The sequence below is a fragment of the Sporosarcina sp. FSL K6-2383 genome, from assembly GCF_038618305.1.
Lineage (GTDB): Bacteria > Bacillota > Bacilli > Bacillales_A > Planococcaceae > Sporosarcina.
On the sequence record NZ_CP152017.1, the window covers coordinates 2,789,037 to 2,802,904 of the forward strand.

14 protein-coding genes are annotated in these 13,868 nt (G+C 40.0%); 6 read left to right on the forward strand and 8 right to left on the reverse strand.

Features of this window, described 5'->3' with window-relative positions:
- Positions 1–3 precede the first annotated feature (3 nt).
- The 3 genes from MKZ10_RS13735 to MKZ10_RS13745 form a co-directional block, all read right to left on the reverse strand.
- Positions 4–414, reverse strand: a complete 411-nt coding sequence (locus tag MKZ10_RS13735) for a MarR family transcriptional regulator (RefSeq protein ID WP_342505507.1) — start codon at positions 412–414, stop codon at positions 4–6.
- Between the two features lie 125 nt (positions 415–539).
- A complete protein-coding gene (locus tag MKZ10_RS13740; RefSeq protein ID WP_342505508.1) occupies positions 540–1,718 on the reverse strand; it encodes an MFS transporter in 1,179 nt (392 codons plus the stop codon).
- A gap of 113 nt (positions 1,719–1,831) precedes the next feature.
- Positions 1,832–3,046 carry an MFS transporter gene (locus tag MKZ10_RS13745; RefSeq protein WP_342505509.1) on the reverse strand — a complete coding sequence of 405 codons (1,215 nt, stop codon included), beginning with the start codon at positions 3,044–3,046 and terminating at the stop codon, positions 1,832–1,834.
- A 138-nt stretch (positions 3,047–3,184) separates the two neighbouring features.
- On the opposite strand from MKZ10_RS13745, the gene MKZ10_RS13750 reads away from it, so the two are divergent.
- Together MKZ10_RS13750 and MKZ10_RS13755 are read left to right on the forward strand one after the other, a co-directional pair.
- Positions 3,185–3,754, forward strand: coding sequence for a nitroreductase (locus MKZ10_RS13750; RefSeq protein WP_342505510.1), 570 nt, complete (start codon positions 3,185–3,187; stop codon positions 3,752–3,754).
- 65 nt (positions 3,755–3,819) lie between these two features.
- Entirely contained in the window at positions 3,820–4,728 is a 909-nt protein-coding gene (locus MKZ10_RS13755; RefSeq protein ID WP_342505511.1) for a ketopantoate reductase family protein, read from the forward strand.
- A gap of 59 nt (positions 4,729–4,787) precedes the next feature.
- On the opposite strand, the gene MKZ10_RS13760 is transcribed toward MKZ10_RS13755, so the two are convergent.
- Complete coding sequence (locus tag MKZ10_RS13760; protein WP_342505512.1) at positions 4,788–7,037, reverse strand: EAL domain-containing protein; 2,250 nt, start codon at positions 7,035–7,037, stop codon at positions 4,788–4,790.
- Positions 7,038–7,483: 446 nt separating this feature from the next.
- Between MKZ10_RS13760 and MKZ10_RS13765 the strand changes: the two genes are divergently transcribed.
- From MKZ10_RS13765 to MKZ10_RS13780, 4 genes are all read left to right on the forward strand, one after another.
- A complete protein-coding gene (locus MKZ10_RS13765; RefSeq protein WP_342505513.1) occupies positions 7,484–9,076 on the forward strand; it encodes a catalase in 1,593 nt (530 codons plus the stop codon).
- Positions 9,077–9,314: 238 nt separating this feature from the next.
- Positions 9,315–9,662, forward strand: coding sequence for a PadR family transcriptional regulator (locus MKZ10_RS13770; RefSeq protein ID WP_342505514.1), 348 nt, complete (start codon positions 9,315–9,317; stop codon positions 9,660–9,662).
- Positions 9,649–10,665, forward strand: a complete 1,017-nt coding sequence (locus MKZ10_RS13775) for a hypothetical protein (protein WP_342505515.1) — start codon at positions 9,649–9,651, stop codon at positions 10,663–10,665. The genes MKZ10_RS13770 and MKZ10_RS13775 overlap by 14 nt, the downstream gene beginning before the upstream one ends.
- A gap of 15 nt (positions 10,666–10,680) precedes the next feature.
- A complete protein-coding gene (locus MKZ10_RS13780; protein WP_342510210.1) occupies positions 10,681–11,361 on the forward strand; it encodes a hypothetical protein in 681 nt (226 codons plus the stop codon).
- A gap of 102 nt (positions 11,362–11,463) precedes the next feature.
- Here MKZ10_RS13780 and MKZ10_RS13785 read toward each other — a convergent pair whose 3' ends face one another.
- From MKZ10_RS13785 to MKZ10_RS13800, 4 genes are all read right to left on the reverse strand, one after another.
- Positions 11,464–11,769, reverse strand: a complete 306-nt coding sequence (locus MKZ10_RS13785) for a DUF4870 domain-containing protein (RefSeq protein ID WP_342510212.1) — start codon at positions 11,767–11,769, stop codon at positions 11,464–11,466.
- A gap of 82 nt (positions 11,770–11,851) precedes the next feature.
- Complete coding sequence (nagZ, locus tag MKZ10_RS13790) at positions 11,852–13,120, reverse strand: beta-N-acetylhexosaminidase (RefSeq protein ID WP_342505516.1); 1,269 nt, start codon at positions 13,118–13,120, stop codon at positions 11,852–11,854.
- Between the two features lie 18 nt (positions 13,121–13,138).
- On the reverse strand, positions 13,139–13,528 hold the full coding sequence (locus tag MKZ10_RS13795) for a DnaJ family domain-containing protein (protein ID WP_342505517.1): 390 nt from the start codon (positions 13,526–13,528) through the stop codon (positions 13,139–13,141).
- A gap of 12 nt (positions 13,529–13,540) precedes the next feature.
- Entirely contained in the window at positions 13,541–13,780 is a 240-nt protein-coding gene (locus MKZ10_RS13800; RefSeq protein ID WP_342505518.1) for a hypothetical protein, read from the reverse strand.
- Positions 13,781–13,868: the final 88 nt, after the last annotated feature.

Genomic DNA, 13,868 nt, shown 5'->3' on the forward strand with positions numbered 1-13,868 from the left:
GAATTACACACGTCCTTCCTTGTCCATCTTGTTCAGCAAGACCATCAGTTGCACCTGCTCCTCATCTGACAGACCTTTTAAAAATTCATTTTCAAAACAAATAATTGCCGCTTTGATTTCCGGAAACTTGGCAATTGTATCTTCCGAAAGTCGTACAATTTTCTCTCGACGATCTTTTCCTTCATGTGTCGTCAACCATCCCAATTTTTCTAGTCGGTTGACCGTTCGAGTAATAGTAGGCGCTTCAACGTTCAAATACTTCCATATTTGCGTTAACGTCATTTCACCATGTTGATGTATGCAATATAAAACTGTCCATTGAGCTGCGAATAAATCATACTTTTTCAATACCAAGTTTAATTCTTTACTCCACAATCGTGTCTTTTGAAAAATATCATGAAATAACGGATTCATTCTTCCAACTCCCTTTATTTACCTAGGTAAGTATATAATTATACTTCGGAAGCCGAAACTTGTAAAGGATTTGAATCCAAAAAACAGACCTGCAAATACGCATGGTCTGCCTCTTTTCTACTCTATTATTTAACTAACCCCTGACCCGTCTCTTTCCATTTCATCGACAAGAACATTGTCATGACAAGTACGACCAGCCCAAGAATGAATGGATACAAAATATGAACGTCAAATAGTAATCCTGCAAGGAGCGGGCCAAGGACGTTACCAATACTCATATAAGCATTGTTCATACCCATCGCAAATCCTTGCTCATTCCCTGCCAATTTAGAAATAAGAGTGGTCAAAACAGGTCTTAAAATAGAGGTTGCTAGGAAAATAATCATTGTTACACCAAAAAACATAATATAGCTTGGTGCAATTATGGAAAGTAAAAAACCAACTGCAGCAACACCAAGGAAAATACTAAGTACTGCTACTTCACCAAATCGACGGACAACCCGATCGACGGCAAACAACTGAATAATCACGCTGATAATACCCGTAGACGTCACCATAATAGCAATATCTTTTGGAGTTGCTCCAAATTCATTATCCACAAAAAGACCAAGCACCGATTCATATGCCATTAAACCAAAACTCATAACGAGTGTGATGACTAGTGGAATAAAATACGGCTTGCTGAAGGATTGTACAATCTCCTCAACCATTGGTACAGATTCTGCATCTGGCTCTTCAAGTGTGTAATCCTTACTTTCCTTCAGCATCACTGCTGAAAAGATAACCGCCCCCACTCCGATAATCGCAGAAATAAGTAGTGGCATTTTCAAACCGAAGTCTGCCAAAAAACCGCCAATCCCGGGTCCAATCACAATCCCAAGTGACATTGATGCAGATATAAAACTGTTCCCTTTTGCACGTTGATCCATCGTTGTAATATCAGCTACATAAGCAAAAATTGCGGGCACTAATAACGCTGCACCAACGCCACCGATAACACGTGACAAATAGAGAATCCAAATAGAGTCGGAAAAATAAAAAACAAACATCGACAAAGCTAAACCACTTAGCCCTGAAATAATCATAATTCTTCGTCCGTACTTATCTGCCCACTTTCCGGCAATAGGGGACATGATAAGCTGTGCACCAGCAAATATGGCAATCATTAAGCCTGCCGCTGTTCCTGCTTGTCCAATTGATAATAGATATGCGGGTAAAATTGGGATAATAATGCCGAAACTACCTATTGCAATAAACATATTGATCATTAATATAAGCATTTTCTTCCGTTGATCTCGCGTCATAATGGTTCAACCTTCTTTCTAATCAGCATATTTTTGCCGACTCCCCATTATAATGAGATTTGAAAGAATAAGCTACTTATTTATTTCACAAAAACTATCTTTTTTCTCCACAATTAGCCAGCAACAGTTATTTTTCCATCACGTGGCAACCCTAATCCAACAAGTCCTATGATTGGCAAAAATGACACGATAATCATAGTTGTATAAATACCAAGATGATCCATCAATATCCCGATCACCACAGCACCAATAGCTCCCATACCAAATGCTAGACCAACTGTCAGTCCTGCCATCGTACCAATTTTACTTGGCACAAGCTCCTGTGCATAAACGACCGTCACCGAAAAACTAAGCATAATGAAAAAGCCGATGACCATGAGTAAGACAATCACTGCCCATAACGGAGCATAGGGCAAAAGAATACAAAGCGGAATCGGTACAGCAAGCGATAAGACAATGACATTCTTGCGACCGATTTTATCCGCCATGGGACCACCGAAAAATGTACCGACTGCCCCAAGTGCCAAAAAGAGAAAGATATATAATAGACCTTCTCCACTTTGTAAATTATACTTTTCCATCAAATGAAAGAGGAAAAAGCTTGTAATGCTTGTGACATAAAATGAGCGCGCAAAAATAATAACCAGAAGTAATGATAGCGCAATCCCTACTTGCTTTTTCGTTAAATCCCCGATAGATGATAACAATACTTTTTTACGTTTATTCATTTTTTCCTGTTCTAACTGCCGCTTATACCAAGCAGAAATTTTCATTAATATAAAAATACCAAGCGCCGCAACCATCATAAATAAAGCTGCACTTTTCTGACCATACGGAACCAATATGTATGCACCTATTAACGGAGCGAGTGCCTGTCCTGAATTCCCACCCACTTGGTAAATAGATTGCGATAATCCTCGTTTTGAACCCGCCGCCATAAACGATACACGCGACCCTTCTGGATGAAATACAGCAGAACCAAACCCAAGTAACATGACTGAAACAACAATCATCCAATAGTCCGGAGCAAAAGCAAGCCCTCCTATTCCGACAAGTGAAAATAACATGCCCGCTGGCAACGCATAAGGAATCGGCTTCTTATCACTAATATAACCGACGACAGGTTGCAGAACAGAAGCAACCATATTCAATGCAAAAGCGATAAAACCAAGTTGCGTAAAGGTAAGTCCCTTCTCCTCTGCAAGGACTGGAAAGATGGCTGGAATCACTGCTTGTAGCGTGTCGTTCAGCAAATGACAACCAGCGATGGCAAACATGACTGGATAGACAGGATTTCCAAGTGTCGTTGATTCTTTTATCGTTGTCATTTAATCTTCCTTTCTTTCATCGAGTACTAGAGTTAGTATAGCCCAGTTTTCGCAAAGTTAAAAACAATGACTTCCCTTTTATTCCTGCTATACTTACAAAGAGAATCATTATCACTTGGGGAAAAGAGGAGATTTAATTTGAACATACATGAGGCGATTCAAACGCGTAGGAGTATCTCATTAGTTAATGAACAACCCGTTTCGAAAGAATTGATTGAACAAATTATTGAATCAGGTACATATGCACCCAATCACCATAAATCGGAACCATGGCGTTTTTTCGTTCTCCGTGGCGAAGGCAGAGAAAAATTAGGGAAAGTATTTAAAGAAATTACGACAGCGCAACAAGAAGACCCCCAGTCAGAGGACAGCCAGACGAAAATCGCAAGGAGCGAACGCAATCCCCTTCGCGCACCTGTCGTCATTGCAGTCGGTGTTGAACCTGGTAACAAAGATAACATCATTTTAAAAGAGGAGTTTGCCGCAGTCAGTAGCGCTATTCAAAACATGTTGCTAACTGCACATGCCCTTGGTCTTGGGGCAGTTTGGCGAACAGGTGCTATTTGTTATCATCCAAATGTACGCGATTTCTTCGGTCTATCTGAAAACGGTGAGATTTCCGCCTTTATTTACCTCGGCTATTCAGATTTCGAACCAAAACCGTATACAAGAACCAATTTCAAAGAATTAACGACTTGGATTGATTAAATATTCTTATTAATCTAACTCATGTATACTAGAATAGAGATAACGTATGTACGAGGAGGAAAAGAATGAAAGTTTTAGTTGTAGGAGCAGGTGCAATTGGAGGCTACTTTGGCGGTAGGCTATTGGAAAAAGGGGAGGATGTCACCTTCCTAGTAAGAGAACGAAGGAAAGAAAGACTCAAAAATACTGGTTTGCAAATCGAAAGTATCAATGGAAATGCTAAGCTCGTACCTCGTCTTATTACTACAAAGGACACTGAAGAGGCATTCGATCTAATCCTTATTGCGACGAAGTCTTATCATCTTGAACAGGCCATCGAAGATGTCCGCCCATTTGTGAAAAACGGGACCACTATTTTACCACTATTAAACGGCATCGCCCATATCGACCAATTAATTGAAGCATTCGGTGAAGATGCTGTCATTGGAGGACTTTGCTTTATTGAAACGACACTTGACGAACACGGGACAATTCTTCAAAAAAGTCCGATTCATCAATTGATGTTTGGCGAAAGATCTGGAGAACTTACACCCCGAATAGAAAGACTCAAGGAAGTTTTCAATGGTGCAAACGCTGCATTCGAACTGAGTACGCAGATTACTCAAGAAATGTGGCATAAATATTTATTCATCACGACATTATCTGGTATCACTTCACTCATGGAGGCGCCGATTGGGCCTATTATGGAGTTGGAGACTGGGCGTCATACGGTTGCTTCCCTTTTGGAAGAACTTGCAGCGATTATGCGTAAAATGGATGCACCCATTCAAGAAAATATTACAACCGAACTGTTCAATAAAATAAGTATGATGCCTTACGATATGAAATCCTCCATGCAACGCGACTTGGAAAAATCCCTGCCATTAGAAGCAGATTATCTACAAGGTTATTTATACAAACAAGCACATGGCATGACTGTCCCTGTACTCGAAACAATCTATACAAAACTTAAGATTTACGAAAAAAATAGTTAAATAAAAAACAAGACCGAGTCGATTTCCGGTCTTGTTTTTCAAATCAACGAACAACCTCTTTATTTACTTCCACTTACCATCTCGAAAAAGCTCGATTCAATCTTTTCCACTGATAATGGTTCACTAAAGAAGAATCCTTGCACTTCATCACAGCCGTGATCATGTAAAAACTGAAATTGCTTGTCATTCTCGACTCCTTCAGCAATAACTTTTAGTCCAAGATTATGGGCCATCCGAATAATCGTAATGACAATATTTAAATCACTACCATTTTTTTCGATATTCCAAATAAATGACCGATCAATCTTTAATCGATCAATCGGAAACTTCGTCAAGTAATTCATTGAGCTATAACCTGTACCAAAATCGTCAATGCTAATTTTAACCCCTAGCTCATTTAATTCCTTCAATGTTGGAATGGCATGCTCTACATCCATCGTCATCGTTTCAGTAATTTCAAGTTCTATGTACTCAGGCTTTAACCCTGTATCGTATAAAACGCTTTGAACTAAATTCGGTAACTTATCACTCGCAAACTGATTCGCAGATAAATTAATCGCTACACTAAATGGCGTGATGCCCATATCCTGCCACTTTTTATTTTGCTTGCACGCAGTCCGCAACACCCATTCGTCCATTTGATTAATAAGACCCGTTTCTTCCGCTAATGGCACAAATTCGCTTGGTAGCAACATTCCCAATGTCGGATGTTGCCATCTGATGAGTGCTTCTACACCAATCATAGCCCTCGTTTGAATATCAATTTGTGGTTGATAATAAAGGACAAGCTCGTCAGAATCAATCGCTTTTCGCAAGGAAGCTTCCAGTAGAATCTTATCATGTGATTTAGGATCCAGCTCATCCGAATAAAGAACAAATTGGTTTTTCCCTTGTTTTTTAGCTTGGAACATGGCTGTATCAGCCATGACCAGTAGTTCTTCCGTTGTGCGACCATTATTCGGAAAAACAGCAATACCAATACTAGCCGTAATGTGAAAATCATAGCCTTTCATGGTGAATGGCTCGTTAAATAGGGTGAGAAGTTGCCGACCAATTTGTTGCACATCAACTTGCTTCTGCAGGTGAAAAATTAAGACAAAGTCATCCCCACCCACTCTTGCTATGAAATTAGTTTCTCCAGAATAGTTGGCTAATCGATTAGCAATTCTTTTTAATACGAAATCCCCATCTTTTTGCCCTAATGTATCATTGACAATCTTAAAGCGATCCAAATCTAAATGGATTACAGCAAGTTGATCACTCACTTTGCTCTTGCCATGTTCTTCTATTATATCTGTTAAATTAGCCATTAAAAATCTTCGGTTCGGTAAGCCTGTCTGTTCATCGTGATTTGCTAAAAAGTTAAAAAGCTTTTGCACATTGTATACTTCTGTAATGTCACGCAACTGTGCAAATACACCGATTGTTTGGTAGCTATCATCGTAGATAGGAAAAGCATCAAATAGACAATATCGTTGTGCAGGGTCTCCATCTTTGCCTATCGTAATATACACGTCGTCAAATCGTTTTCTTTCACCCAACACAGCCTCTATATATTCTCCAATAACATTTAAGTGCCTTGCATGATTTCCGATGACGTCCCGGATTTTATTGCCCAGAAGGATTTCTGCCCTTATATTAAACTCTAAAACATTTCCTTCTAAATCTGTCGTAATGACGCCATATTGACTATTATCCATCATCACTTGGTGCAGCATATTCAACTGCCTATTTTGCTTTTGTAATACTAACTCTCTTTCAATCGAGTCAACCATTGTCGCCAACAACATCGTTATCGTCGGATTTTGATGTGACAAGTCTGTCACAATGACAAGTGAACCAATTATCTCTTCAGTATCCGTGTTTTTAAATGCTACACCATAACTAGCCGTCGACTGTAGGTAATGATGATAATGGGCATCACCTATAAGTTCAACAGGCTCCCCGTGACGATCCAATGATAAGTTAATAATGTTTGTTCCCATCGTACTTACCGAAAATTGAACGCCCTGTTTGAAACCAAATCTATCCACATATTGTTGTATATTATCATCCCCGACCATGTCTAAAATAACGCCATGCTGGTCTGAGACTGCTATAAGTAACGGAATGTCCTTCAGCAACTCAATAATCTTTCCACTAAAAAGGCGAGTCACCGAAATGATTTCTTCATATAAACCCAATTTTGCCGAGTTATTTGTGTCTGAAAAAATAATTGTTGCAGGAGGTAACTCTTCTGGATTCATTCCTGCTTGTCGACAAAATTCATTTGTTTCAGCAATGAATTCAGCAATTGTTTTCAATTCCATTTTCCCTCCCCTCAAAAAATTACCAACTTATTCTTTTTATCATACCACGGAAAAATTCAAAACGCAGTATAGAGTTCGACATTATTTGCACTTTGCATTAGATAGTACTTTTCCACCAGTCACGCTCAAGAAGGCTGTCGATTGTGTGCTTTGCTTACTTTCGAAATAAGTAGACTAGTTGTAATTCAAATACAACAAACTATGACTATTGATGGACTAAGCTGAACGATAAAAATAATATGGTTACCAAATATTACAATTGGCATCTAAACAAAAAACATAATGCCAATCCCTATTCCAATAACGATTCCACCACAAATAGCACCCACTAGCGTAAAAATGAAGATAAAAATTGTCGATTGGAATTAATTCTATTGGAATGGCGCAGACTCAGAGTGGGCAACACACATAAAGATAAATACCATTCTAAAGGAGGCAATTATTGTATGAATGAACCATCCGCTTCTACGTCCAATGAAGAACAGCAAGACACACTCACCAATAGGCAAGGTCATCCTGTAACAAACAACCAAAATATAAGAACTATTGGTAATCGCGGACCCGCTGTGTTAGAAAACTATGATTTCCTCGAGAAAATCAGCCACTTCGACAGAGAACGTGTTCCAGAACGCGTTGTCCATGCACGCGGAGCTGGAGCGCATGGTTATTTTGAAGCCTACGGTACAGCAGGTAACGATTCTGTTTCCAAATACACAAGGGCCAAGCTCTTTCAGGAAAAAGGTAAACAGACACCTGTATTTGTGCGTTTTTCATCCGTCATCCACGGTGGTCACTCTCCCGAAACATTGCGTGATCCCCGTGGCTTTGCTGTCAAATTTTATACAGAGGATGGCAACTGGGACCTAGTCGGCAACAACTTAAAGATTTTCTTTATCCGTGATGCCATTAAGTTCCCTGATATGATTCATGCTTTTAAACCAGATCCCATTACGAACATTCAAGATAGCGAGCGTTTTTTCGATTTTTGCGCTAGCTCTCCCGAAACATTTCATATGGTGACTTTTGTCTATTCACCTTGGGGAATTCCCGCCAACTACCGGATGATGCAAGGCTCTGGCGTCAATACGTACAAATGGGTTAATCAAGATGGCGTTGCAGTACTGGTGAAGTATCATTGGGAGCCGAAACAAGGCATTAAAAACTTAACGCAGCAAGAGGCGAGTGATATCCAGGGGTCGAGTTTCAATCATGCGACACAAGACTTATATGACGCCATCAAAGACGGTGATTATCCTGAGTGGGAGCTACTTGTCCAAGTGATGAGTGACGAAGACCATCCCGAACTCGATTTTGATCCGCTCGATGATACGAAATTATGGCCAGAGGATCAGTTCCCTTGGCTACCTGTTGGTAGAATGGTGTTAAACAAAAACCCTGACGATTATTTCACTGAAGTAGAGCAGGTGGCGTTTGGTACCGGAGTTCTTGTGGACGGTCTCGATTTTTCTGATGATAAAATGCTGCAGGGGCGGACCTTCTCCTATTCCGATACACAACGCCATCGCATAGGCGCTAACTATTTGCAACTGCCCATCAATTCTCCTAAAAAGCGAGTCGCGACGAATCAGAGTGGCGGGCAAATGCAATATAAACTAGATAGAGCTCCTGGTCAAAATCCTCATATTAACTATGAACCATCGATGTTAGGTGGTTTAACAGAAGCACAACAAGACGGTAAAGAATATATGCCTTTTATAGAAGGACATCTCGTACGCGAGTCGATTGATCGCCAAAGTAATACGAAACAAGCTGGAGAAACCTATCGCATGTTTGAGGAGTGGGAACGTGAGGATTTAATTTCAAATTTAGTGGCAGATCTTTCAAATTGTGACCCCCGCATTCAAGATACAATGATGGCTCTTGCTGATGATGCCGACGAAGAATATGGACGCCGCTTACGTGATGGATTGGCACATGCAACTGCAAAAGGATCTAGTCGGAAGCCGCTCGGCAATCGAGATGGTGACAAAGCACCTGAAGAAGCCGTTGACAAAGGTCATAACGCAGAACCTTATTAAGAAAAGTGCAACCCACTATTCCAAGTAGAAACACTTATACTCTCTTACCTTATAAAAAACCAGCTCAATCCATTGAGAAAATTCATTGGAGTGAGCTGGTTTTTTGTTTTACTTTCTGACATTATATCTTTTTATATGGTACGACCGGTACTCCCCACTAAAATCAATGATTATATTTTCAATTGATATGCATTAAACATTAGTGTATGATATACACTATAAAGAGTGAGGTGATCCAATGAGTGATCTATTGAATTCCTTAACGACAGAATTGCGAAGAGGAACATTGACATTAGCTGTACTCAGTCAGCTAAAAACACCACAATACGGTTATTCACTCGTTCAGCTTCTTGAGAAATCCGGAATAGAAATTGACCAAAGCACGTTATATCCCTTACTACGACGTCTTGAAAAACAAGAACTATTATCAAGTAGCTGGGATACGACGGAAAGTAGACCGCGAAAATATTACTTGATAAGCGATGTAGGCATTGAGGTTTTTGAGCAGTTACAAGCAGAATGGGAAAAAATGACGAGGGAACTGACAATCGTGTTAAAAGGAGCTGAAACAAATGGAACTGATTGAGGTCTATGTACGAGAGGTGACGCGTAGATTGCCCGAAAAAATGCGCAATGATATCGCATTGGAATTGCGTTCGACAATTGAAGACATGCTTCCAGATGATTATACGGAGGACAATGTAAAGCAAGCACTTGAGAAGCTCGGCAATCCCGCAACACTTGCCGCCCAATATCGAGACCGGCCGATGCATCTTATAGGACCTAAATTTTATGACATCTACATTTCAATACTAAAATTGACACTGACCATTGTATCCATCGTTGTTTTATCGCTATTTATCATTGAAAAAGTCGCGTCACTTTCAAATGGTGACACGCTATCCTTGCTAACCATCACGAGTTTTATTGGTGAAGCAATATGGATCGTGCTTGAAGCCGCCATTCAAAGCTTCTTCTGGGTAACCCTTGTTTTTATCATCTTAGAACGTACCATTTCACCAAACATTCATGTTCCTTTAACACTATCAGGTACTCCTTGGAAACCGGATGATTTGGATAATATTCCTAACATTCCGTTGAAAAAGGCCATTAAAACAAGTGAAATTGGTGCTGGGCTCCTCTGGACAGTCATTTGGGCTGTTGTTTATTTCAGGGCTACACATCTCATTGGCATTTATGAATCAAGAGAAGGTCAAAGCGGGTTAGAATTTGTCACGCCTGTTTTCCAGCATGATATTCTCCTCTCCTATTGGCCACTTATATCATTGCTCATCGTACTGGAGCTACTGTTACTTGCCTACAAAGCTAAGCTACGTCAATGGACGTTCAAACTTGCGATAACTAATACAGTCGTCCAAATAGTCGGCGTCATTGGATTCATCATCATCGTCAGCAATCCCAATTTAGTAAATCCTGAATTCGTCACTTACTTCTCCCAGCTACTAGACAACTCACAAGATAATTTGTCTTCAACGCTTAGCTGGATCTACGGAATCATTGTGGCTTCTGTCATTGTGACAAGTTTAATAGACTGCTATACAGGTTTTCGTAAAGCAAAGATAAAATAACAGCGTAAAGGAGGAATAGCTTTGAGCAAGAGATTAGGATGCTTACACGCCCATTATTCAAATATAGACTATATCGAACAGGCACTTGCTCCATTTGATATTGAATGCGTCCACTTTGTTGACCCAGCACTCATGCATCGAGTCATTTCCGATCCAAATTTCAAGGAATCCGATGCTCAACATAAAGTTAAAGAACAACTTGAATGGATTGCCCAAGCGAATGTGGATGCTATCCTGATTACCTGCACAAACTATGTTACCCTTTTACGAGAAGAACACCTGTCGATAACAGTACCGATTATAAAAATTGACGAGCCTTACTTTGATGTCATCTGTCATAGACAGCAACCTCAGAAAATTCTCTTTACCAATCCCGCCACTATAGGAGGCACAATGGAACGGCTTCACCATCATGCAAATCGCCTCCATAAATCATTGGATATTGAGGTTGTTGTAATTGATGATACGTTTGACTTGATCATGCAAGGGCGAAAAGAAGAATATGATCAAGAAATCGTCAAATCATTAACACATATAATTCAAGACGATATGACTCCTATTTCCGTGGCACAGCTTTCAATGGTCGATGCAGCGCGGCAAGTTGAATTCGAGACATCCAAAATTATTATGAATCCACTGACTCCTTTGGTAGCTACCATTGTTCGCCAACTGAAGGCTGAGAAGAGTGCTCCATAGTCAAACGAGCAGTGGCTTAATATAACTTTATATCTAAAAGCTGAACCACGTAAAAACGAGATTCCATAACGGAATCTCGTTTTTTTATACTTCTAAAATACCTTAAATCCATCTACCCACAATCGGATAATTATATGTTTCGCCACTAAGCGATTTCACGATACCGATAATCGGAATAATAATCGTCATCAAACCAAACACAATCAAGAATGGTATTCCGATGAGGATGAAACTTAACACAACTGAAATAGTTATCAATACTCCCATCACGAGTTGAAACAAAATAGCTTGAATGGATAACCTTTTCACTTCAGCATCCTCAACAACTAGATACATAATAAATGGCACTAAAAAAGGCATAAAGAAAGCACTCGCATGTACCAACACTTTTAACCCTTTATTTTCCATAGAATAACTCTTACTTTCCATAATAAAAACCTCCCCACTTTCTTGTACCTTACTATACGGATGAAACAAAAGGAAGTTTCATTTATTTCAAACGGCTGATTAATTCTTGATACAGGTCATTCAATTTTTTCGCATCAACGGACTCGTTGACATCATCTGCTACATCGTATTTTTCTTTGAGCGTCAAAATTCGTTTAACACTTTCATTCAACCGTTCTTCCGTAATTTCTCCAGCTTCAATAGCTGCTACAAGTGCATTGACTGTATTGATTTGATTATCGTAGCCGTTCACAATGAGCAACAAATCACTTCCTGAAATGAAGGATTGAACAGCTGCCTCCGGAACCGTATAGTCATTCGCGATGGCGCCCATTGTTAAATCATCCGTTATAACGATACCGTCAAATTGCATGTCGTCACGGAGCAAGTCCGTGATAATTGCCTCGGACATAGACGATGGATAATCCGGATCTAGTGCTGGAAATAAAATATGGGCAACCATAACGGCATCTGCGCCTTTATCAATGGCTTGTTGAAAAGGGACGAGCTCCACATTTCGTAGCCTTTCCAGTGTCACTTCCACCTTCGGCAATGCCTTATGTGAATCTACAACCGTATCTCCATGTCCCGGAAAATGTTTCACAACTGAAATAATGCCATTATCCATCATGCCATGCATCGTCGCAACCCCTAGCCTTCCAACTAATTCAGGGTCTGCCCCTAGTGAGCGATCTCCAATCACTGGGTTCTTCGGGTTATTATTGATATCTAGCACAGGTGCAAAATTCATATTGTAGCCGAATTCATGAAGAACTTCAGCTACATAGTTACCTGCGCGATAACTAATTGTTTTATCATTTTGCTTACCCATTTTTGCTGCTTCAGGTAGTTTAGAGATCCCTGCCGGTAGCCGTGAAACCCTGCCCCCTTCTTCATCCACAGACATGAATAAAGGGATTTTATTCGGCTCATTAGTTTGTTTTATGTTATTAATTAACTGCAACATTTCCGCCGCTGTCGATACATTTTTACCCATGACAATAACGCCACCGACATGATAATTGCGAATTAGATTGTCCATCTCATCCGAAAATGATGTCCCTTCCACCCCTATTACAAGGAGCTGTCCAACCTTTTCTGCCAATGTCATTTGGTCAATCATCTCATCTATCGGTGAGACAATAATTTCTGGTGGCCCAATGATAACTGGCTCTTTTTCAGGAGTTTCTATCATAGGTGGAATTGTTTCACTGTCATCTTGATTGTTGTCTTGCGGTACTGATTGTAAGCATCCGGATAATATCAATAGACAACAGATAATCCCCAAAATGAGTGACCCTTGTCGATTCATCCTCACGCCCCCTTACTATTATTTCCACCGTTCAATTGCAGATTGAATTGTCGCAAGCGATACAGACCCTTTCTGCATTGGGGATGGACATGATTGATTGTATACAAATATCTTGCTATTTAACTCGTCGATTTGATTGTTCCAATCTGCTGTCGGATTATCTGCGTAACCCTCTGCAATCGCAACCACTTCATCACGAATATCATGCTGTAGCTTCAACCACTGTGGCTTATATCCTGCATCTTTAGCAATTCGTTGAAAATGCTGAAAGGTATCACCCGAAAAATACTCTTGCGAAAGCGGCTTTCCTTGTCCCTTTAAGTTGTCCATGCCGCCCTCTGCCTCGTGCTTTTTTAGAATATCCCCCATAAGGTCGTTGTACGGTGGAACGAAATGATCGTCCTTCATCACTATCACCCCTTATTTTTTCAGTTCTAAAATATGCTTTTGCTCAGTGGAATAATCCAACTTCATCCTTTCCAACTCTAGTTTCATTTTCTCAGTCTCTACAATGAAGTTTTGCTGTTTCAATTTTTCCAATTCAATTTCATCACGAATAAATTCTGCTTTCAGTTTCACAACTCTACGATTATGATCTGTAATAATTGCGGTAATCGGAACAGCCATGACCATTCCGACGATTAGTACTGAAGTCAACATGGTTATCTCCCCTTGCTTACATAGTTTATTCAATTGTACATTATTACAATTGTCCGTCATAGGATTTCAGTAAAAAAGTCGACTGCAC